Here is a 21,131-nt window from a genome sequence, read left to right on the forward strand (position 1 = left end):
TTCGTTCGTCTCCGGCGTATAGCCGATCCGGTCTATGAAATAGGCCGAACCATAGAACTTCGAGACATCAAGGAAGGCTGCCCGTGTTTCGAACAGGAAGACCTGACCCGGAACCGTCCCGCCAACGCCGCCGGATTGCGGTTTTGCAAGCGAGGCGAGTTGAGCGCCATTCGTCTGAAGAATCTGGGTGAGATTGCCGCTAGTACCGATCGCGGCGGTAAGCTTGCCCATGAGGCTGTTCGGACTAACCGAAGCGCTGCCTGCCTTCAGGGTGTTGCCACTGATCGTGGGACCTGCCGCCACAGTTGGGCCGTTGCCGCTAACATTGGCATTGCCCGCCGCCGCTAGGCTGCTGGCATTGACCGCGGGACCGGTCGCGGCGGTTACGCCATTAACACTTGCCGAGGCGCCATTATTTGCCGCCAAACTTCCGTTGCTGATCGAAGCACCGCGGGCAGCCATCAGTGTGTTGCCGCCAATCGCAGGTCCCGAACCGATCGTGGGACCGTTCCCTGCAAGCGATGGGCCGCTGTTTGCGTTGGCACCACCATTGACTGCTACGTTTGAAAGCGCCGCGCTGACGCTGAACAGCGCACCGCCTGCCGTCATGCTGTTCAGCGCACCGAGCGGGCTGTTTGAAGTCGCAGGGGCGTCGATCACAACGCCACCGTTGATCGAACCGTTGGACGCGACATTGTTGACGGCACCGCCACCATTGATGGCAAGGCCTCCGCGTGCCTGGATAACGCCCGAGATCGCACCGACCACCTGCACGCCGACCGTGGAGCCGGGGTTCAGATCCCGGGAGGGATCGCGCGTGCCGTTGGGATTGGGCGATGTCGCGCCGCTGCCGGTTCCGCCAACCGGCTGGCAACCGGCACCGCCGCCGCCGGCGCCGTGATAGACGCAGTCGCCACTCGTGCCCGGCGTGATGACGTCCGGATAATATTGACACGGCGTCGAGCTGTTGCAGTTCGTTTGAGTGACACGGTTCAGCGTCGCGCCGTCATTGGTAAGTGTGCCCGCGACGGTCAGCAGCATGTTGCCGTCTGATTTGATCGAGCTGTAGGAATTCCACAGGTTCGTCGCATTGATGGTCAGATCCCGGCCCGCGCGAACCTGTGCGGAGGCACCGGCGCCGCTGATCAACTGATCCTGGTAAATGAGTTGGCTGACTAGGTGTTCGATGGTCTGGACAGTTTGGTACGTTGGTCCGTCATGATCACCAGAGCCATTGCATCGCGAAACGCATCGGGATGTCTCGGTTATCACATCATAGGCGCTGAGGATGGCGTTGGAAATCAGCACGTTGCGCTGGATTGCCGGCGCCGAGGTCGTGACGTTGCTCAGGCCGTTGGTCAGGATCGACATGGTGCCGCCGGACTGAATGAGACCGGCGGAGTTGACCACGGCGCCGTTACGCCGACCGCCGCCAGGCCCGGCTATGGCAAGGCCGTTGCCAGCAAGGAGCGCGCCCTGATTGTTGGTCAGCGTGCCGCCAACGAAGAGGTTGGCATTGTTGCCGGCAAAGACGAGGCCGCCAGGGCTATTGTAGAAATCGCCTGCAATGTTGAAGTTAAGATTATTGCCGGCCGCCAGCTGCCCGGCATTGCCGAGCGACGGCAAGTTCAGGGTCAGGTCGTGTGCGGCAAGCAGCGCGGTATTGGCGTTTGTCGTCAAACCTGCGGCCGAGACGGTGATGTCACCGGAACCACCGGCATTGGTTACGGTACTGACCTGTGCGTTCGAAAGATCGGCATTGCCGGTCAGATTGAGGCTCAGACCGCCGAAGACAAGATTGCTGCCCGAGAGATTGGCGGAGGAGGCATTGACGATCAGCGTACCGCCGCCCGCCATTCGACTGCCTCTGCTGCCGGATAGATCGAGCACACCGGTGTTCAGCGTCAAGTTCCCGCCGACGCGGGTGGTGCTGGTATAGGAAATGGCGCCCGGGCTTGAGAGCGCGGCATTCCCGAGACTTTGCAGGCTGTTGTAGCTGATATTCTGCGTGGCCGTAGCAGCGAGATTGCCGCCCGAGAGCAATGAGTTGGCGCTGACGCCGCCGTTGGAGGCGGCAAGCGTCATCGTACCGGCGTGGCGCAGCATCAGGCTGCCATTGGATGACGCATTGGTGGCGGCAAAGTCAACGCCTGAGACCAGCGTATCGATCGAAATCGACCGGGCGTTAAGATTGATATTGCCGGTACCCAGCGATTGGCCAAGGAGCGTAATGGCGTTGCCCGCGCTCAGCGCCAGGTCGCCATGGGCAACCGCATTGGCGCTGACATTGTTCGCTGCGTTGGCGGTGACGGTCCCTACAGCAAGCAGGCTATTGAAAGAGATGTCGCCGGCCGTGGCTGTGAGTGTCAAATCGCCCGTCGGCCCAAGGATGACATTCCCGGCGCCTGATTGGCCGGTCGCGGCAAAATCGACGCCGGCGACAATGACGTTGCCGCTGATGCCCGATCCGGTGATCGAGACATTGCTGGCGCCCAGAAGCTGGCCGTTGATCGCAACCGCACCGGGATTTGCCGACGAGCCGATCGAGACGGCGCCATGGCTTGTAATGTCGCCGCCGGTAAAGGCGCTCGCCGCCACATTAAGGCTGCCTGCGACGATCAGCGTGCTGGCCGAAGCACTGCCGGCATTGATGGTCAGGTCGCCGCTTGGTCCGAGAACGATGGCGCCGTTTGATGATCGCGCAGTGGCAGCGAAATCGACGCCGGTAACGGCCTGATTGATCTGGATCGTCGGACCGGAAAGAAAGACGTTGCCCGCACCGAGGAGCTGGCTGGTCACATTGACGCTGTTGCTACCGGCAAGGGTGATATCGCCATGTCCAGTCACAGCGTTGGCTGCGATGGTGGCGGCCTGCGCGTCGATATTGCCTGCCGACAGTATAGTCTGCGCGGTGATACCCGCGGAGGCAGTCAGATTCGTATCGCCGGACGATCCGAGCACAATCCCGCCGCCCGTGGCATTGGTGGCGGCGAAATCGATGCCGGAGATCAGCGTGGGCGCGTTGATGTGGCCGCCGCTGACCGTGAGATTGCCGGCGGCAATGATCTGATTGCCGACATCGACATTGCCGGAAATGCCTGCGTTGCCATGAGCGGTGATGCTGTCGGCAACGAGATCAGCCGCAGTCGCCGTGAAGTCGCCGGCGGACAAGATCGTCTGGGAGGCAATATTGCCCGTCGCCGTGAGGTTCATGGCGCCGGATTGCGCCAGCACGATATTGCCGCCGGCGATGTTGGTTGCGGCAAAGTCGATGCCCGAGATCAGCGTAGGTGCGCTGATGCTGCCGCCGCTGATGATGAGGTCGCCGGCAGCAAGAATCTGGCTGGCGACATCGACGTTGCCGACAACACCGACTTTGCCATGGCTGGTGATGCTGTTTGCCTGCAGATTGGCAGCATTGGCCGTGAAATCGCCTGCCGAGAGGATCGTGCCGGCTATGGCGTTGCCGGAGATGGTGAGATCCGTCGTGCTGGACGGGGCGAGGACAATGTTACCGCCTGCCCTGCTGGTCGCCGCGAAATCGACACCGGAGATCAGGAGACCGACGTTGAGGCTGTTGGCGTTGATCGTGAGATTGCTGGCCGATAGCACTTGGCTGCTGACGCCAAGGCGGCCACTCGCCTTCAAATCGGTCTCGCCATGGCTGATAATACTGCTTGCCGTCAGATCCATTGCCTGAGCGGCAAGATCGCCGGCCGCCAGAAGTGTGCCGACGGTGAGATTACCGGTCGAGGTGAGCGAGATATCGCCGCTCGCAGTCTGGACGATGTTGCCGTTAGCGGCACCTGTTCCGGCGAAGTCGACGCCGGAGACGATCGCCCCTGCCATGATGCTCGCGCCGGAAGCGCTGATATTTCCACCACCAAGCACCTGGCCATTGATTGTGGTCGCTCCAGCGAGCGCAATATCCTTGTGGCCGGTGATGGTATCGGCAGTTACAGTGGCGGCATTGACGTTGATGGCACCGGCGGCCTGCAATGTCGATGCAGAAAGCCCGCCGCGGAGCTGAGCCGTCAGGTCGCCAATCCTGCCAAGAACGATATTGCCACCAGCGGCATTGGTGGCGCTAAAGTCTGTACCGGCAACGACCGTCTGTGCCGACAGGCTCTGACCGCTGATCAGTACATTGCCAGCGCCGAGAATCTGGCCGGTGACCGTGGTTGCACCGTTAAGCGTCACATCGCCATGCGCGGTGACGGCATCCATGTTCACGGCCGCACCATCGGCCGAAAGAGCACCGGCTGACAGCAGCGTGCCAGTGTCGATATTGCCGGCGGAGGCAAGTGTCAGATCGCCGCTGCTGGCGAGGACGATATTACCGTTAGCGGCGGCAGTTGTGGCAAAATCCACGCCGGAAACGATCGCGCCTGCCTTGATGGCGGAGCCGGAGATGGCAACATTGCCTCCGCCGAGGATCTGGTGGTGAACGGTCGTGGCGCCGGACAGCGTGACGTCTTTATGACCAGTGATGGCGTCGGCGGTAATGGTCGCACCGCCGGCGTCGACGGCGCCGGCAGCCTGCACGGTCGAAGCCGCCACATCGCCGCTGACCGATACGGTGAGTTTGCCGGCATTACCAAGCACGATATTGCCGCCTGCAGCATTGGTCGCGTCAAAATCGATACCGGCAATGACGGCATGAGCCGCCAGGCTCTGGCCGCTGATCAGCACGTCGCCAGCACCCAGAATTTGGCCGCCTACTGTGGTGGCGCCATCGAGCGTCACGTTTCCGTGCGCCGTAATACTGTCGGCGGTCACGGTCGAGCCGCTGGCCGATAGTGCTGCCGCCGACAATAGTGTGCCGGTGTTAATCGCCCCAGTAGAGGCGAGCGTAAGATCGCCACTGGCCGTCTGAATGATGTTTCCGCCGCGGGCGGAGGTGGCAGCGAAGTCGACACCCGAGACTACGGTGCCGGCCTTGATGCTCGAGCCAGAGATCGAGACGTTACCGCCGCCGAGCAACTGGTTGGTGATATCAACGCGACCGCTTACGGTCGTCGTGGCGACGCCGCCGGCTGCCGCGCCGGAAACGGTAATATCCTTGTGACCGGTGATCGAGGCTGCTGCGACGGACGCGCCACTGACGTCGATGACACCGGCAGCCTGTATAGTCGGCGCCGCAACAGCACCATTCACCGACACGGTCAAATTGCCAACCTGGCCAAGGACGATATTGCCGCCGGCGGCATTGGTCGCATCGAAGTCGATACCGGCAACGACGGTCTGCGCCGCCAGGCTCTGGCCTGAGATCAGTACATTGCCGGCGCCAAGAATCTGACTGGCAACGCTGGTCGCACCATTGAGAGTCACATCACCATGTGCAGTGATGGCACCGGCTGTGATGGTCGCTCCGCCTGCACTGAGATTGCCTGCTGAGAGCAAGGTACCGGCGTTGACAGCGCCGCTCGAGGCTAGCGTCAGGTCACCGCTGCTGGCGAGCACGATATTGCCGTTGCCGGCGGCAGTCCTGGCGAAATCCACGCCGGAGATAATCGCGCCGGCCTTGATGGTTGCGCCGGAGATGCCGACGTTGCCGCCGCCGAGCACCTGATTGCTGATATCAACGCGACCGCTTGCGGTCGTCGTGGCGACGCCCCCGGCTGCTGTACCGGCAAGGGTGATATCCTTGTGACCGGTGATCGAATCTGCCGTAACGGATGTACCGCTGACATCGAGCACGCCGGCTGCCTGTATGGTTGGCGCCGCCACAGCGCCATTGACAGACACCGTCAGGTCGCCGGTTTGACCAAGGACGATGTTGCCGCCGGAGCCATTGGTGGCATTGAAGTCCAGACCCGCAACAACAGTCTGTGCCGACAAGCTCTGGCCACTGATCAGGACAGTGCCGGCGCCAAGGATTTGACCACTGACGTTGATCGCACCACCGAGCGTCATGTTGCGGTGTGCCGTGATCTTGTCGGCCGTGATCGTTGCGCCGGAAGCGCTCAGATTGCTGGCCGCTAATAGTGTGCCGGCGCTGATGGTGCCTGGCGATGTCAGGGAGATGTCACCGCTTGCCGTCTGCACGATATGTCCATTGGCCGCAGCCGTGGCAGCGAAGTCGACGCCGGAGATAATCGCGCCGGCCCTGACGCTCGAGCCTGAGATGCCAACGTTACCGCCGCCAAGCACCTGATTGCTAACCGTCACGCCTCCGGCTGCTGTACCGGCAAGGGTGATATCCTTGCGGCCGATGATCGAATCTGCCGCGACGGATGCGCCGCTGACATCGAGCACGCCGGCTGCTTGTATAGTTGGCGCAGCCACTGCGGCGTTGACTGATATAGTCAGATCGCCGGTTTGACTAAGGACAATGTTGCCGCCGGTAGCATCGGTGGCATTGAAGTCGAGGCCGGCGACGACGGTCTGTGCCGACAGGCTCTGCCCACTAATGAAGACATTGTCGGACCCAAGAATCTGGCCGCTGACGTTGATCGCGCCACCGAGGGTCATGTCACCATGGGCGGTCACAGTGTTCGCAGTGAGATTCGAAGCGGTCGCATTGAGACCGCCAGCCGACAGCAGCGAGCCGACGTTGAGTGCGCTCGAGGCCGAAAGCGTCAGATCGCCACTGCTGGCGAGCACGATATTGCTATTGGCGGCAGCAGTCCTGGCGAAGTCGACCCCAGAAGCGACGCTACCGACCTTGATACTTGGGCCGGAAATGCTGACATTGCTGCCGCCGAGAACCTGATTGGTGACGGTGGTCGCGCCGGAAAGTGCTATATTCTTGTGACCGGTAACAGCATTGGCGGCGATCGTCGTGCCGCCGGCTGTGAGATTGCCGGCGGCCTCTATGGTCGCAGCTGAGACATCGCCGCTGGCAGCGACCGTGAGGTCGCCGGCCTGACCCAAAGCGATCTTTCCACCGGCAGCATCAGTTGCACCAAAGTTGATGCCGGCGACCAAGGTTTGCGCAGCAAAACTCGGGCCGGTAATCGACACATTGTCGGCACCGAGGATCTGGCCACTGACGCTGATGACGCCGCCAAGCGTCATGTCGTGATGGGCAGAGATATTGCCGGCGGTGATCGTTGCACTGCTGGCACTAAGATCGCCTGCAGACAACAGCATTCCGGTGCTGATCGCGCCTGCGGCCGTCAATGTCAGATTACCAGTTCCCGCTATCGTTGGGCCGAGGATGATGCGGCCGCCCGCCGCATCGGTAGCGGCGACATCGATGCCCGAGACAATAGCATCGGCCGAAATGCTCGAGCCGGTAATACCGACATTGCCGCCGCTGAGGACCTGGCCCGTGATATCAACGCGACCGCTTGCGGTCGTCGTGGTCACGCTGCCGCTTCCGGCCATCGCACCGGCGGCGCCCGAAAGCGTGATGTTCCTATGGCCGGTGATCGTATCGGCGGTGATTGTCTGGCCGGTGGCGTTGATCACACCGGATGCAAACACCGTCCCTGCCTGGATGGCGCCCGCGCTGTCGTTGATCGTCAGATCGCCGCTGCTTGTCAGCACGATATTGCCACCGGCGGCCTTGGTGGCGGCAAAGTCGACGCCCGAGGCAACCAGACCGACACTGACACCGTTAGCGTTGCCATTGATTTTTGTATTGCCAGCACTGAGCAATTGATTGGCGACGTTGACACCGCCGGCAATGCCGACAGCGCCGTGGCTGGTGATGTTATTGGCCTGCAATAGGCTGGCCTGCGCTGTCAGATCGCCTGCTGACAACAGCTTATCGGCAACGATATTGCCCGCCGTGGCGCTCAGCCCAAGCGTGCCTGACGGACCAAGAACGATGCTGCCACCGTTCGCATTGGTCGCCACAAAGTCGACGCCGGCGGCAACAGCGCCCGCCTGAAGGGCAGAACCAGAGATCAGGACGTTGCCAGCAGAGAGAATCTGGCCGCTGACGCCAACTTGGCCACCTGCAGCATTGACCGCCAGCGCGCCATGAGAGGTCATGCTGCTTGCCGCAAGGGATGCTGCCGTGATTGTCAGACCGTTGGTCGATTGGATATTGCCGGCCGTGACATTGCCTGTCGCCGTCGCATTGAGGCTTCCAGCCGACTGGAGATCGCCGGTCGCGATAGTGCCGCCGGTCGCTGTTAGGCCGAGATCACCGCCGGCGGCGCCGAGCACCACATTGCCACCCGGATCAGCGCTGGTGGCAGCAATATTGATGCCGGAGATGAGCTTGCCGGCCGAGATCGAACGGCCCGTCGCGTTGACGTTGCCCTGCCCCTGCACATTGCCGGCAACGGCAATCCCAAGCGCGGCATTCAAGGCGATATTCTGGCTACTCTGCAGGAAGGCTGCTGTGATCGCGCCACTCGTCGCGGTCAGATTGAGGTCGCCGGTGCCATTGGCCGTGCCGGCAATAGCGATGTCGCCAGTGGTGGCGACAAGTGTTGCCGCACCATTGCCAGCCGTCACGCTTCCGACCGCAATCCCGCCGTCCGAGCTCATCCGAACAGTTGTACGACCGTTAACATCGCCCGACACACTCAGGAGACCGGCTCCACTCGCCAGAACGATGTCGTTGTCGGCTGCGACCGTCTGTAGGGTGACGCCCTGATCGGCCCGGACAACGAGCTTCTGTTGGGAGCTGACTTTGGCTGCCGTGACCTTCTGTTTCGAAGTAATGGTGGCCCCATCGCGCCCCGAGGCGTTGCCGATCGAGATTTTGCCATCGGCCGATAGCGACAGCTCACCGGCATTGGCGGCCATGTCACCGCTCATTTTAACACCGGCGCCTTTTTCCGTGACGACCACCTTGATGCGGTCAGCCTGCATGGCGCCGAGCGCGGTGCCGTCGATCGCATATTCCGGCGTACCGGAGGTTGCGGTCAGCGCGGTAGACTCTCCTGTCGCATAATCAAACTTGCTGGCGCCGCCCGTCAGCCGGATGTTCTTGCCATAGACAGGCGCATTGACATGTATGTTGCGGGCAACGACGTCAAACAGATCGACCGTGCCGGGAGCAGCCGCGAAGTTCCCCCCTGCCCCTTCGAAGGTAACGTCACCACCATTGACGGTGAAACCGGTCAGACTTCCGTCTGCGCCGATAGTGGGTACGCCGGTGGTCAACGTAACATGCGGCGTGTTGATGAAGCCGCAGCCATTGCACGTCAATCCATTAGTGTTCGCTACGATTACATCAGCTCGGCCGCCATAAACTTCCGTCGGGCCGTTCAGCGCCGAGCGATTGCCCGAGGTAACCTCGTTGAGAATGACGGAAGCCGGGCCGGAATTCTTCAGGTTGGGGTTGCCGGGAGTTACACCACCCAGGTTCGAGTTGCCTTGCTCGTCCTTGAAGTTGTTGAGGATGAGGCCCTTCGTGCCGACGTTAAAATTGTCGTACTTGTTGTGCGAGAGACCCGCGCCGTTCGGGGTCACGATATCAATGAGCGGCACACCATTGGGTGCAGCTCCAACACCTGGTTGATTGGCAACGGGTGCCGATCCGGCTGCAGAAACGGCTTGCGCATTGGCCAGCATCGGCTGAAGGACAAGCAACGCACTTAGTACCGTCGCAAGCGATTGCCGGGTAAGTCTACCCAGTTGATCGATCCCTTTCGACAATCCGCTTCTTGCGTTGCTCATCTTCTCGTCCACTTCATGGCCTTGTGATCTTGCCGCTATCGGTTGTCTTCTGCGACAGCAGGATTTCCTACTTCTGCGTGAGCCACGTCTTCACGCTGGCAACGAACTTGTCAGAGAGTTCATGCGCGAGAGCGTCCTTCTTCTTGGAAACCTGCGCAGCGTTAATTGCCATGGCAACAAAGACGCCGATGTTTCCTTCACCACGCATGCCCTGCTCCGAAACATAGATCGACGTCTCAGCTATGAGCCGTCCGCTCCTTGCATCCTGAAGACGGACTGATCCTGACATGCTGCTGTGGTTGTCCAGGATGATACGACCGGCGTTGCTGGCGAGATCGACCATGCCCAGTGTCACGATAAGCTTTGCGGGTGTCTTCCCACCCGGAAGACCTTTGAGCTCACGATTGAGCGAAGCCTCGAGCGTCTGCACCACTTTCGGCAGTTGCGGGTCGGGCTTCTTCTTGTCAAAGAATCCCCCCATGTTGACGTCTGGAGCCGTCTCGAGCTGAATCTGCGTGATGGACGAACTCCGCAATGCCGTCACCAGCCGTGGATCCGCGGTCTGGCAGGCGCTGACGATCACCGCCATTGCGAAGGCCGCAATTAGCTTGACGCCATGCACAAGCGACCTTGATGCGTTCTTGAATGCAATTGTTGATACCTGACTCACCATCTTTTTCACCACCTAACTGACGCACTGACAAACAAAAGCCCGGTATCTCTCCGGCGGATCGCGCCGCCGAAGACATCCGAATACCCCATATCGAAATTCACATTGCCGCCGGCGAGCTTGGCTCCGACCGTCCAGCCAAACATGTCGCCGCCATCGATGTGGTAGCGCCGCTGCGATGCGATCCGCCCATAGTCGAGCCCGAGATAGGGACGGAATTCACCCAGCGCCTTTGCAAGCGCCGCGTTGTCTCCAAAGGGCTGCGTGCGCCAGACAAGATCGTTACGAATGAAAAAGCCGTTATTGCCAAAGACCACGGACTCGCGCGTGCCGCGCACGGAAGAATAGCCGCCGATCGATATTTGCTCGGCTCCGAACAGGTTGTCCGGAGAATATTGGCCCGTCACGATGGAGTTCAGTTCGAAACGCTGATCCGCAAGTTCAAACGGGCGCGTCATCGTGATCGTGCCTGACAATTTTGAGAAACGTGGGTCTGCATCCCCTGCCCCGGGAGCATCCGGCGCAACAGCGTCAAAGATGTTCAATCCCTGCCTGTAGGAAAGATCGAAAACCCACAGGCCGCCCAGCATGCGGCGCGAATGGGATAGTCCGAGATCGCCCACCGTATATTTGCGACTACCAACCTCGATCCTGCTGCCAAGCAGGAAGTTGTTGCTTTCCTTGTAGGTCAGACCGCTGTTGAACGTGGTGATCGAGTCTTTGTCGCGGAAGATCACTCGATTGGCGCCAAGTCCTGCCTGCCTGGAATTGCCTGAGGTGTTCAGAGCCCCTAAATTGCCTGGTATCGAGCTATTGTATTCATACCAGGAGCCATTTGCCGAAAACGTCCAGTAGCCGTAGGGAATGCCGACATTACCGGAATAACTGTTGCTCTTTCCGACGCCGTCGTTGCGCCGAGGATAATCCGGACCTGTGTGCTCGTAGGCAAAGTTCCATTGGTCGTTCAGGTCGAAGAGGCTGTCATAACCGACCGAAGCCGAGGTCTTCGAATAGCCTGTCTGCCATTGCCCGAGATTGCTGTTACTGAAGGAGATATGCCAGGGGTGGGTCGGCTTGTTTTCGATATTGAGGATGGATGTGCCATCCTTCTTTCCCGGCAGCATGGCGGTCTTGGCGTTGTTGGAGCTCATGCGGTTGATCTGGTCGAGCCCCTGCTCGATATCGCGGAGATTGGTAACTTCACCGCGCATGCCAGGAAATGCGGTGGCAATTGCGCCGGAAGCGGAAGCGGACTTGCCGTTGATATAGATATCGGCAAGCGTGCCCTCGACGGCGATCAGTCGTAACACCTTGGTTTTGGCTATATCTTGCGCGGGCACGTAGACGCGAGAGCCCACGAGGCCCCTGTCGAGGTAGAGATGGGTGAGATCGCGTAAAAGCACGTTGATGTCCCCGACGCCGATGCAGCGTTTGGCGTAAGCTGCGGTGGCCTTGCCGATGGCGGTAGGCGAAATTTGCGTCGCCCCCTCCACGAGGATTCTGGCGACCTCGAAGCAGGGGCCGCCTTTTGTGGCAGCCGGCACTTGCTTCTCATTCGTGGGTTCCGCCACGGGTTTCGGCGTCGCATCACGCAGCGCGTCAAGTCGCTGCTGTTCGGCTTGCTGCGCCCGGCGTCGCGCAAAATCGTCGCTCGGCGATTGCGCAGCAGCCTGAGCCGCAACCAGAACTGCCGGCAGCAATACCGCAACAATGCGCGCGGCGGAACGCGACTTCGAAAAGCCGCGGTCGATCCGTGAACGGATCGTCCCCAAAGCCAGGGTCATGGATTGTTCCTACCGCCGGTTACTTCGAGGCAGGCTTTTGCAGGGCATTGAGGGCAGCAGACAGGCCTTTGAGCGAGAATTTTATGTTGACCTTCTGGCCATTCATCATCTGCACGTGGCCGATCCCATCTGTGGCCTTGGCAAGGGCCGCAACCATCTTTGCATCCAGCTTCTGCTGCGCCCAGCAGCCCGCCTGATTGCAGTTGCGGTAGGCAAGTTGAACGACGGACTTGTCGCTGGCATCAATACCTATGCCTGCGGGCAGATACATGTTGAGCGGCACAAGCGTCGTCAGGATTAGCTCGTTTGTCGGCTGTTTGCCGCCTTTTGGGCTAGTGCTCGGTGGTGTCGATGGCGCCTTGGCGACGGCAAGCGTCAGAATGTTGACGTCCTGATCACCCTGCTTGACGGTCGCGATCTGCGCGACCTCACAACTTGTAGCTGCCGAGCCATCGGCGGCCTTGCCGTCTATGCAACGGTAATACCAGTCATCGAATTTCTGAACGCGCGCCTGAGACGCCGGTTGCTGTTCGCCTGCCTGGGGCGCCGCGGCCTCCGCAGCAGCGCCGCCGCTCGAAGTCGTGTTGGTGGCCGGTGCCTGCTGCTGCTCCTGCGCCATTGCCGGGAAAGCAGGGAGCGCCGAGGAAAGAAGAACTGCCGATGTCAGGATCTTGAAGGAAAGGGTCTTATTGGCGGGGGACATACAAAATACCCAAAGTCAAAGCCAGTCGTTTGAGCAAGGCGTACCTTGCGCAAGCGGCATGTCGGTCAAAAATTCATGAAGATTCACCTGAAGGCGGTGTAGCCGATCATGGGCCTGCTGCGATCAATACCAGTTCTCTAGAAAAGTACAGCGAAAAGTAGCGTCAGCGCGCCACGCCACACGCTCGTTTTCAGATATTCGTGTAAACTTTGCAACACACGCGTTCAACAATTGAGTAAAATTGTCGACGGAGATGGTCGATCCCTATCTCCTCGGTGGCGCAAGTTGCAATTGCCGCGCGGACTCGGATATTTGATCTCGACGGTGGCGTTGAAGCGGCGCTCCTGCGATCGAGGCGTCTAAGTGCTCGGGGGGCGTGGATACAACGGCCCTATTGTTGCTCTTGCGGAATCGAACCACCCACACATCTTCTCGGCGATCTTGACGCTCGAAATCATTGGAAAATCGAGTGACCTTGCATATCAGCTCAATTTTTGATTGAGTGCGGCCACGCAATCGCGTTAGGTTCCCGCTAAACAGTGATTGAATGGAACAATCGGGCTGTCTATCACCACGGTGTTGATTGCCACTGAGAACTGACCCGGCGTGGCCTGATATTTCCATTGAGAATTGGCTCTGACTCACATTTGCTGCTGTTGCGGACGACGCTTTTGCTGATTCATCGGAGGATCAGCTTATGCAACAACGATTTCAGCGCGCGAGCCTCGCGCCGCCGGGCTTTGCAGTCGATGAAGTGAAGGTTGTCGCGGAGTGCGTTCAAGTTCGTCTGCGACCACGTTATCCCTCAGGAACTTGCCCGGACTGCGGACGACAGAGCCGACGAGTTCAAAGCCGATATCTGCGCCGGCCCGCTGACCTGCCCCTCAGCGGTCGGCGAGTAGAGTTGGCAATCGTGGCGCGTCGGTTCTGGTGCGATGCCGTTCTGTGCGGTCGGCGCATCTTCTGCGAACAGTTCGATAATGGCGTGTTGGCACGTTACGGTCGGCGCACCCAGCGGTTGGAGACCATCGTCCACCACCTTGGTTTAGCGCTCGGCGGCAGACCGGCGGCAGCCTTTGCCAATCGTCTGATGGTGCCAGTGAGCAACGACACACTATTGCGGGTGGTTCGCCGCCGTATTGCCGATCAGAACGATGAACTTACCGTCATAGGCATTGATGATTTTGCCTTCAGGCGGGGCCAAACCTATGGGACGATCGTTTGCGATCTGGAGCGGCGGAAGCCTGTCACCCTGTTGCCGGATCGTGCGCTGGATACGTCTCGATCATGGCTTGCCGAGCATCAGTCGATCTCCATCGTCGCTCGCGACCGTGGCGGTGGCTATGGCGAGGCAATCGCGAAGGCCTTGCCTTATGCCGAGCAGGTTGCCGACCGCTGGCATCTGATGGAGAATTCCAGCCGAGCGTTTCTCGATGCTGTCGGCAAGTCGATGCGCCAGATCAGGCAGGCGGTCGGCAGCAATGTCGTTGATCCCAAGCTTCTGACTTACGCGGAAAGGCTGCAGTACGAGGGGTATCTGCGCCGCCAGGAGACAAATGAGGTGATCCGGGAACTGTCGAAGAAGGGAACCTCAATTCGACAGATTGTCCGGCAGACCGGTCATAGCCGGAAGCTTGTTCGAGATGTTTTACGTGGCCAGCGCTTCGATGTCTTCCGAACACGGCCCAGTTCTCTGGATAGTTGGCTGCCCTGGCTCAACAGCCGCTGGGAGGAAGGCGCACGGAACGCCTTGGCACTGTGGCACGAGATGAGAGCGAAGGGCTTTGCGGGACAGAGCGGTGTCATCTCGCAATGGGCCCAACGCCGGCGTCTGGCGGAGAAAGCAAACCAGAGCGGGCTTGCACGAACGCCATCAGCGCGGGTGATCACCCGCTTAATGACCACCGCACGCGATGACTTGGCAAAATCCGAGGCGATCCTGGTGGCTGCAATCGAAGTGAATGTTCCGGAACTGGTCGTCGCCCGCACGGCCATTGGCGACTTCCAATCCATGATCCGCTCGAAGACAGCTCGAAAGCTTGATGAATGGCTTGACGCAGCTAAAAACAGCCTGGTCGGATCGTTTGCCGGTGGCGTTGAGAAGGACCTCAACGCTGTGAGAAACGCAATCATTTCACCGTGGTCAAATGGGCAGACGGAAGGTCAGATCACACGACTAAAGCTCATCAAACGACAGATGTACGGACGTGCAAAACTCGATCTGCTGCAGGCGCGATTGATCGGCGCATCGTAGGATCTGCACGTCAGCAAAAGTGCGTCAGAGCCAATTCTCAATGGAAATATCAGGCCACGCCGGGTCAGTTCTCAGTGGCAATCAACAGCTCAGCGAGTTCTAGAGCTTCCTGCCTCTTTCCAACTCGGATTAGCTTCATCATTTTAGACTTGGATTTCATATTTCTCACTCCTATTGACGGAGATGACGAGAGATATCGTCCTGACAGGTAGTGGCTTCGCCGAAGCGGGTCTTGCCGAAAGGCGAACGTTTATCGCCCTCCTCAGGCAGACTCCGAAATTTGCGTCGATGCGCTCAAGTGCTGCGGAACGGTGATGGGGCCATCTCTGATCACGTGTAGATGCCTATAGAAGCGCTTGTTCGTTGCGCCCGAGAAAACGGAAGGCGATATAGACGGCGGCACCGCTCAACAGAAGCAGGATGCTCGCCATTGCCGCCGCCGTCCCGAAATCTCCATCCAAGATCAGAAGATAGACGCGCACCGGCATAGTCATTGTGCTACCCACGTAGAGCACGAGTGACGATGACAGTTCATTGATCGCGGTCACGAAACTCAGCATCCCGCCGGCGATGATACCGGGCACGATCAGCGGGACAGTGATGCGGGCAAAGGCTTGAAACGGGCTGTATCCAAGAGAGATTGCGGCCTCCTCCATGCTCGGAGAGATTTGTCGCAACGCCGTCGCCGTGGTTCGCACCGCATAAGGAAGCCGTCTGATAAAGATCGACAGAATTATAATGGCCGCTGTCCCGGTCAAAATGACAGGCCCTGTATTGAAGACCGCAATATAAGCGATGCCAATGACAATGCCTGGCATCACGTAGGGTATCATGAATGCACCATCAAGTAGGGACGTGTTCAGCGTAGTGCGCCGAGCGACAAGCACTCCGATTAGCGTGCCAATGAGGACGATAAGCAGCACGGCAATGACAGAGAACGTCAGCGAATTGCGAACGACATCGCCTAGGTTGAACAGAATGCGGCTATAGCTTTGCAGACCGAAGCCCGGTTGGAAAACCGGGCCGCTGGTCAGGCGGAACGAGTAGAAGAAGGAAATGAAAACTGGAAGCGCACCGAATAGGCCGATGAGATAGACGCCGACATGTGCGAGAACGTTTCGCCAACCCGTCAGTTGGACTTTGGATGGCTTGTTGATGAGATTACCGTGATAGACGTTCCGCCGCGACATGTAGCGTTGCAGAAAGACGAAGAACATCGACACGACGATCAGCACGACACTGATCGTTGTGGCCATCGACATGTTGGAACCAATTTCGGCCGAATAGAGTGTGAAGGCTTCAGTGGCCAGAACGTTATAGCCGCGACCGAGCAGGCGCGGCGTGCCGAAATCGGCAATTGCGTGGATGAAGGCAAGGAGCCCGCCGGCAGAGAGCGCTGGTAGCACCATCGGAAAAGAAACTGCAAAGACCCGCTTCCAGGGTGACAACCCAAGCCCCTCCGCGGCTTCCTCCAGCGAGCGATTGACGTTTCCCAACGCTCCCGAGACCATCAGATAAACGTAAGGATAAAACTTCAGCGAAAAGACGACAAGAATACCGCCTAGGCCGTAGATCGGCGGTATCTGGATGCCGACGTCGCGTAAGGTAGCGCGCACGATGCCGCCGGCGCCGAAGAGGACGATCCAGGAATAGGCGCCGATGAAGGGTGGCGACACAAGCGCAAGGATTGCAAGTAGTGCTACGAGTTTTCCGCCCACTATCACGAATCTGGATACGCAAAAGGCCATGATAGAGCCAAGCAGCAAAGCCCCGACTAGCCCGCCGAAGCCGACGACGAGTGTGTTCAACAAGGCTGTGTGAAAGCGCCGCTCCGTCAGGAATGTGTAGTAGTTCGCCAGTGTAAAACTACCGGTGGTATCATAGAAGCTCGACACAAGGACCGTGCCGACAGGCAACAGCAGCAGGACCACGAGCAACAACCAGGTCAGACAGGCGATGATAAGCCAGAAGTTAAGGCGGCTCATGGTTCAACCTCCCCTGGACATGCGTTTGCCCGCGGCGTCGAAGGCCATCAGGTCGTCACGTGGCACCGTGACGGCAACCTGCTCACCAAGATTTCGTCCAGCCCCTCTTCCCGGATTGGAGATGTGAATTACCAGATCACCAATCTCGGTTTCAAGTTGCAGGTGCGCCTCCCGACCCAGATAGGTGTACTTACTGACGATACCGTTGAGGACGGCGCCACCGGTCGCGCAATCGGCTGAGAGCAGTAGGCGCTCGGGCCTGATCGCCCAGGTCTCGGCACCCACACCGCTCAAGTCGAGGGCCTGCAGCATCCGCTCAAGCCCATTTCCCTTTGTGAGTTTGTTGAGCGTGCCGACGAAGGTTCCGACAAACAAGGTCTGAGGATCGCCATAGATGTCTTGTGGGCTGCCGACCTGTTCGATATGTCCGCCATTCATCACGCAGATGCGGTCTGAAATCGCCAGCGCCTCCTCCTGATCATGCGTAACGTAGATCGCAGCGATATCGATCTGCTTCTGAATATCACGAATTTCTTCGCGCAATTCGATACGCAGTTTTGCGTCAAGGTTGGACAGGGGCTCGTCCATCAAGAGCAACCGCGGCTTGATGACCATAGCACGGGCAATGCCGATGCGCTGCTGTTGGCCGCCGGACATGGCGGCGGGCATGCGGTCGGACAGCGCAGTAAGGCGGACGGCGGCCAGCGCCTCATCGACACGGGTCTTTCTTTCCGCATGGGGCACATTTCTAGGCTTGAGGCCAAATGCGACGTTGTCGAAGACACTAAGATGCGGAAAGACCGCATAGTCCTGAAACACCATGCCGATATCGCGTTGATACGGCGCGATTTTACGCAGATCCGCGCCCGCCAGCGTGATGTCGCCTGAAGTTAGGTCGTTAAAACCTGCAATGGCTCGTAACAGTGTTGTCTTGCCGCAGCCGCTCGGCCCGAGCAACGTAAAAAACTCGCCCCGCTCCACAGTGATAGAAACCCCATCGAGGGCCCTGAACGCCTCTGTGAACTGTTTCGTCGCCCTTTCAACAGTAAGATACGCCATATCTGCTCCTCCTCCAATGTTCGATATTGACCATAGATTTTCGTATTGCAACATCAATGTCAGGGGAATAGTGTCTCATCGATCATAAAATGATCAAATTCAAGGAGGAGGAAGTTGGTGAATTTTCGTAAAAGAACATTTTTGACCCTGGCGGCGACATTGGTTGCCAGTGTGTCCCTCATCGGCCCTGCGTCTGCCCAGGATAAGCCGGTGGTCGTCTACACCGCGCATATCTCGTCGATCGTCGACAAGCTGATCCCCGTCTTCGAGAAGGAAACGGGGCTCAAAGCCGAAGTGGTCAAACTAAGTTCCGGCGATGTTGCAAAGCGCGCCAAAGCAGAGTCCGGCCGGCCGGCTGCCGACGTAATCTTGTCCATCTCTGGAAGCGCTTTGACTGAACTGGCGCCGATCCTTCAGCCTTATGCACCAAAAGACGCCGACAAGATCAACAAGACCTTCGTGATAGACCCTTCATGGACGCCTTATACGAGCGTCGTTTATGTGCTTGCCGTCAACACCGGCATGGTCCCGCTCGCGAAGGCGCCGAAAAGCTGGGCCGATTTGACCGATACGAAGTGGCAAGGCCAGATCGCCTCCGCTCGCGCCGACAATTCGGGCTCAGCGATGCAGCAGTTGCAGGGTGTGCTCACTCTCTTCGGCGACAAGGACAAGGGGTGGGACACCTATAACAAGATCGCTCGGAATTTTGTACTGACCGATAGCTCCGGGGCGGTGTCGCGTTACGTCGCCGACGGCGAAACGTCCTTGGGTTTGACGCTGGAAGACAATGCCTTGCAATATGTCCAGGGCGGAGCACCGGTCTCAATCGTCCACATGAGTGACGGGGTCATCGTCTCTCCGGACGGTATCGCTCTCGTGAAGGGAGGTCCCAATCCTGATGGTGGCAAGAGATTCATCGATTGGGCTCTCTCAAAGACAACGCAGGAGATGCTCGTTAAGGAACTCGGCCGCCGTTCGGTGCGAACCGATGTCGCTGGACCCAAGGGGCTTCCCAATCTTTCCGAGCTCAAGACCGTCAGCGTCAAGTCAATCGCCGAGCTGGGCGGTCAGGAGGCACTGATGGCGAAATGGAGGGCCGCCACCGGGCAATGATTACGGTGCGCCAATAGGGGCGGCCGTATGCTTCGGCCGCCCTTCCGACATTTAGGAGAGCTTTCACGGCTCCGTCAACACGTCATAAAATAACGGCGCCCTAGGATTGGCGGGTATTAGAGCGGAGAAACAACATGAGGCGGATCGAGGCGTTTACGCTTGGGAAAAAGTTCGACCATCCGGAGTTAAACGAGGATAGCATGGTAATCATGCCCGGCCTTGGCTATGCGGTTATCGACGGAGTAACGGATCGGAATGGAACGTGCTACGACGGCATGCTATCAGGCCAGTTCGCCTCAAGAACAGTCAAGCGTGCACTTGAACACTTTCTGCTCGGCTATAAAGATCCTTCACAGCCTTTTTTTCATTACCGGGGACCCTGGGCACTGGTCCGCTATCTAAACTCTGCTATTCGGCGAGGCTATGAGGCGAACAACGCGCTGGCTGAAGCCGAAGCTGATTGGAGGCTTCGTGCGGGCTGCACGCTGATGATTGCATTCAATGACGGTGATTATCTGCAAATTGTGGCGGTCGGTGACAGCGGCATTCGCATCAACGGTTCAGAAATCTTACAACCCGTGAAGCAGATCGATGACGTAACCGCGATCCTGCGGCTTGAATCATGGCGCTTCTTCGAAAGTAAAGGGGTTCCTGCGAAGGACTGCAACAGGCTAGCAGCAACCCTGCTTTTACGGGGGACTCAAAACCAGGAAGCGGGGACGGAAACTGCAGCGCCCGATGTTGTCGAAATCATAGAGGAGAGGGTGCTTTCAGCATGCAAGCTGCGCCTGCCAAGGGTGCCCGAGTGGGAACTACGAGAATTGATCCACAAAGGGATCGCCAATGGACAAGGTGATTTCCAGAATGTCACAGACCGTGTGCTCGGCTACGGGGGATTGGATGGATTCAGTTTACCCGAAAAATATATTGAAACGAGGCGATACCCGCTTTCGGACATAAACACGATTGAATTATTTTCCGACGGATATTTCGAGTTGGGACTAAACTTCGGCGTCGCATCATGGGAAGAGTCCTTCCGCAATGTCGAATTTGAAGATCCTCACAAAATTGGCCGCTATATGAGCACAAAAGGTACTACCGAAGCCGCTTTGACCGACGACCGAACATATTTGGGTGTAAAATTTCGATGACGAGAAGAGCCGTCCCTTCAGGGGAGAATCCTGATGATGCTACCGACACAATTCATCGGCCCAACCGTCAATCGGCAATCTTGGACGCTGTGCGCAAACACGGTGCGGCTTCTGTTGCCGAGCTTGCAAGAGAGTTCGGTGTCACCCATCAGACAATCCGCCGCGACCTCAAACGCCTGAATGAGAGTGGCTTGCTACAAAAGGGATTTGGCGGGGCTTTCGCCTCTCCGGGCGCCCCGCATCATGTCTACGGTGACCGGCAGAACCTTTTAGTCTCGGTGAAACGGGGGCTCGTTCAGGCACTGGAGCCCTTCATCCAATCAAACTCGACAATATTTGTTGGCCCCGGCACAACCTTCGATTCGTTGCATGAGATCCTCGCGCGGCATCCGGATGTCTTTGTCGCCACACCGAACTTGGAGGTCGCATACCGTTGCGCCCTGAACACGGACGCGACAGTCTATGTCTATGGTGGCTACGTTCGCACCAAAGATACCACGGTTCTCACCGTTCCCGATGAGGGCCGCAACCGGTTCAAATTCGACATCGCTGTATTGGGCGCGAGCGCCATCGACGAAGACGGCGCCGTTCTCGAAAGTGATCCCTTGGAGGTCGATCTCGTCCGGTCTGTCCTTCGCCATTCACGTCAGGTTATCCTGGTCGCACATGGTGAGAAATTCGGTATGCGCGCACCGCACAGGGTTACATCCCTCGACTCGGTTAATGTCTTAATCACCAACGGGAACGCGCTCTCCAAGCTAAAGTCCTCGACATTGATAAGTCATCTCCAGGCCGTCGTGGTCGATTGAACGTTCCCGCGGCAGGAC

The 21,131-nt window shown here is 58.6% G+C and carries 10 protein-coding genes; 4 read left to right on the forward strand and 6 right to left on the reverse strand.

Going from position 1 to position 21,131, the window contains the following annotated elements; all coding sequences use genetic code 11:
- From QD461_RS26070 to QD461_RS26085, 4 genes are all read right to left on the reverse strand, one after another.
- Window positions 1–9,585: filamentous hemagglutinin N-terminal domain-containing protein (locus QD461_RS26070; protein ID WP_414090243.1), on the reverse strand; the 9,585-nt coding region annotated here is incomplete at its 3' end.
- A 67-nt stretch (window positions 9,586–9,652) separates the two neighbouring features.
- Entirely contained in the window at window positions 9,653–10,258 is a 606-nt protein-coding gene (locus QD461_RS26075) for a hypothetical protein (RefSeq protein ID WP_414090301.1), read from the reverse strand.
- A 5-nt stretch (window positions 10,259–10,263) separates the two neighbouring features.
- Window positions 10,264–12,039, reverse strand: a complete 1,776-nt coding sequence (locus QD461_RS26080; protein WP_414090244.1) for a ShlB/FhaC/HecB family hemolysin secretion/activation protein — start codon at window positions 12,037–12,039, stop codon at window positions 10,264–10,266.
- Between the two features lie 19 nt (window positions 12,040–12,058).
- Window positions 12,059–12,742 (reverse strand): invasion associated locus B family protein, encoded by a 684-nt coding sequence (locus QD461_RS26085; protein WP_414090245.1) that lies wholly within the window; start codon window positions 12,740–12,742, stop codon window positions 12,059–12,061.
- 697 nt (window positions 12,743–13,439) lie between these two features.
- Between QD461_RS26085 and QD461_RS26090 the strand changes: the two genes are divergently transcribed.
- A complete protein-coding gene (locus QD461_RS26090; RefSeq protein WP_414090246.1) occupies window positions 13,440–14,996 on the forward strand; it encodes an ISL3 family transposase in 1,557 nt (518 codons plus the stop codon).
- 344 nt (window positions 14,997–15,340) lie between these two features.
- Here QD461_RS26090 and QD461_RS26095 read toward each other — a convergent pair whose 3' ends face one another.
- Window positions 15,341–16,981, reverse strand: a complete 1,641-nt coding sequence (locus tag QD461_RS26095; RefSeq protein WP_414090247.1) for an ABC transporter permease — start codon at window positions 16,979–16,981, stop codon at window positions 15,341–15,343.
- A gap of 3 nt (window positions 16,982–16,984) precedes the next feature.
- Window positions 16,985–18,040 carry an ABC transporter ATP-binding protein gene (locus QD461_RS26100; RefSeq protein WP_414090248.1) on the reverse strand — a complete coding sequence of 352 codons (1,056 nt, stop codon included), beginning with the start codon at window positions 18,038–18,040 and terminating at the stop codon, window positions 16,985–16,987.
- A 117-nt stretch (window positions 18,041–18,157) separates the two neighbouring features.
- Here QD461_RS26100 and QD461_RS26105 point away from each other — a divergent pair, with 117 nt between their 5' ends.
- The 3 genes from QD461_RS26105 to QD461_RS26115 all read left to right on the forward strand — a co-directional run bounded on the left by QD461_RS26105 (window position 18,158) and on the right by QD461_RS26115 (window position 21,113).
- The gene (locus QD461_RS26105) at window positions 18,158–19,153 is read left to right on the forward strand and encodes an extracellular solute-binding protein (protein ID WP_414090249.1); all 996 of its coding nucleotides are present in this window, start codon (window positions 18,158–18,160) and stop codon (window positions 19,151–19,153) included.
- 134 nt (window positions 19,154–19,287) lie between these two features.
- Entirely contained in the window at window positions 19,288–20,304 is a 1,017-nt protein-coding gene (locus QD461_RS26110) for a hypothetical protein (RefSeq protein WP_414090250.1), read from the forward strand.
- Window positions 20,301–21,113, forward strand: a complete 813-nt coding sequence (locus QD461_RS26115; RefSeq protein ID WP_414090251.1) for a DeoR/GlpR family DNA-binding transcription regulator — start codon at window positions 20,301–20,303, stop codon at window positions 21,111–21,113. Before QD461_RS26110 ends, QD461_RS26115 begins: the two co-directional genes overlap by 4 nt.
- Window positions 21,114–21,131 lie beyond the last annotated feature (18 nt).

Source organism: Rhizobium sp. BR 314, from assembly GCF_047445805.1.
In the GTDB taxonomy this organism is placed as follows: Bacteria; Pseudomonadota; Alphaproteobacteria; order Rhizobiales; family Rhizobiaceae; genus Rhizobium; species Rhizobium lusitanum_B.

What these genes read in the sequence shown, in the direction of transcription:
- QD461_RS26095 (WP_414090247.1), bottom strand. Translation starts at nt 16,981, where the DNA reads ATGAGCCGCCTTAACTTCTGGCTTATCATCGCCTGTCTGACCTGGTTG.
- QD461_RS26080 (WP_414090244.1), bottom strand. Translation starts at nt 12,039, where the DNA reads ATGACCCTGGCTTTGGGGACGATCCGTTCACGGATCGACCGCGGCTTT.
- QD461_RS26090 (WP_414090246.1), top strand. Translation starts at nt 13,440, where the DNA reads ATGCAACAACGATTTCAGCGCGCGAGCCTCGCGCCGCCGGGCTTTGCA.
- QD461_RS26085 (WP_414090245.1), bottom strand. Translation starts at nt 12,742, where the DNA reads ATGTCCCCCGCCAATAAGACCCTTTCCTTCAAGATCCTGACATCGGCA.
- QD461_RS26100 (WP_414090248.1), bottom strand. Translation starts at nt 18,040, where the DNA reads ATGGCGTATCTTACTGTTGAAAGGGCGACGAAACAGTTCACAGAGGCG.
- QD461_RS26115 (WP_414090251.1), top strand. Translation starts at nt 20,301, where the DNA reads ATGACGAGAAGAGCCGTCCCTTCAGGGGAGAATCCTGATGATGCTACC.
- QD461_RS26075 (WP_414090301.1), bottom strand. Translation starts at nt 10,258, where the DNA reads ATGGTGAGTCAGGTATCAACAATTGCATTCAAGAACGCATCAAGGTCG.
- QD461_RS26110 (WP_414090250.1), top strand. Translation starts at nt 19,288, where the DNA reads ATGAGGCGGATCGAGGCGTTTACGCTTGGGAAAAAGTTCGACCATCCG.